1 protein-coding gene is annotated in these 1,680 nt (G+C 72.5%); it reads left to right on the top strand.

Annotation, left to right across the window (positions count from 1 at the left end):
• Nucleotides 1-265: 265 nt before the first annotated feature.
• Nucleotides 266-1,680: DEAD/DEAH box helicase (locus HMPREF0731_RS06550; RefSeq protein WP_245538279.1), on the top strand; the 1,415-nt coding region annotated here is incomplete at its 3' end.

Raw genomic sequence — 1,680 nt, forward strand, 5'->3', positions numbered from 1 at the left:
CGCGGGCCGCAACCGGCCGGCGCCCACCCGGCGCGCGGCCACGAGCCGGGTGTGGGCCGGGCGCGGCGAGGGCCGGAAAACCTTGCCAATCCGGTGCAAGCGGCGCATATGCGGCTCTCGCAGGCCGGAAGACGCGCCGCGCGGCTTTCGCGTGGCGGACCGGCCCCACGCCCGCCGCCACTGCCGGCGAAGGAACCGACTGCCCTTGAGCGATCAGCCTGACGTGACCGCGCCCAGCGTGGCCGAGACCGAGCTTTCCGATGCCATGACGCCCCCGGCCGGGACCGGACCGGGCGAGGCCGCCCCGACGCGCGCCGTCTTCGAGGATCTGGGCCTCTCCGAGGCGCTGCTGCGCGGCGTCGCCGAGGCCGGCTATGTCCACCCCACCCCGATCCAGGAGCAGGCCATCCCGGTCGTGCTGATGGGCCGCGACGTCATGGGCTGCGCGCAGACCGGCACCGGCAAGACCGCCAGCTTCGTGCTGCCGATGATGGACATCCTGGCCGGCAGCCGGGCCAAGGCGCGCATGCCGCGCAGCCTGATCCTGGAGCCGACGCGCGAGCTGGCGCTCCAGGTGGCCGAGAACTTCGTCAAGTACGGCACGCACATGAAGCTCAATCATGCGCTGCTGATCGGGGGCGAGAGCATGTCCGACCAGCGCGACGTGCTCGACAAGGGCGTCGACGTGCTGATCGCGACGCCCGGCCGGCTGCTCGACCTGTTCGAGCGCGGCCGCGTCATGCTGGCCGACTGCAAGGTGCTCGTCATCGACGAGGCCGACCGCATGCTCGACATGGGCTTCATCCCGGATGTCGAGCGCATCGTCAGCCTGCTGCCGCCGCTGCGGCAGACGCTGTTCTTCAGCGCCACCATGGCGCCCGAGATCCGCAAGCTGGCCGACGCCTTCCTGCAGAACCCCAAGACCATCTCGGTCTCCGCCCCCGCCTCGGTGGCCACCACCATCACCGCGGGCCTGGCCTTCGTGCAGCCGGAGGACAAGCGCCGCGCGCTGCGCCGGCTGATCCGCAGCCAGGATGTGCAGAACGCGCTGATCTTCTGCAACCGCAAGCGCGACGTCGACATCCTGCACAAGAGCCTGTCCAAGCACGGCTTCAAGGCCGGCGCGCTGCATGGCGACCTGCCGCAATCGGTGCGCTTCGCCACGCTGGAGAAGTTCAAGGCCGGCGAGCTGCAGCTGCTGGTCTGCTCCGACGTCGCCGCGCGCGGCATCGACATCGGCGGCCTCAGCCACGTCTACAATTTCGACGTGCCGTTCCGCGACGAGGACTATGTCCACCGCATCGGCCGCACCGGCCGCGCCGGGCGCGAGGGCCACGCCTACACCATCGCCACCGCCGATGACGTCAAGCTGGTCGCCGCCATCGAGGCGCTGACCGGCAAGCCGATCCCGCGCATCGAGATCGAGGGGCTGGAGCCGGTGACGCCGGAGGAGCTGGCCGAGGCGGCGAGCGCCCCCAAGGGTGGCCGGGGCCGCGGCCGCGGCGACGCCAAGGGTCGCGGCAAGGATGGCCGCAAGGAAGCCGGCCGCCGCGAGGAGCCGCGCGAGACCGGCCGGCGCGAGGGCAAGGAGGTCGCCCGCCGCGGCCTCAACAAGGACCGCCCGCGCGAGGAGCGCGCCCCCGAGGAGCCGCTGCTGCCCGAGGCCGAGGCGCCCCGCCC

Source organism: Pseudoroseomonas cervicalis ATCC 49957 (genome assembly GCF_000164635.1).
Classification (GTDB): Bacteria; Pseudomonadota; Alphaproteobacteria; order Acetobacterales; family Acetobacteraceae; genus Pseudoroseomonas; species Pseudoroseomonas cervicalis.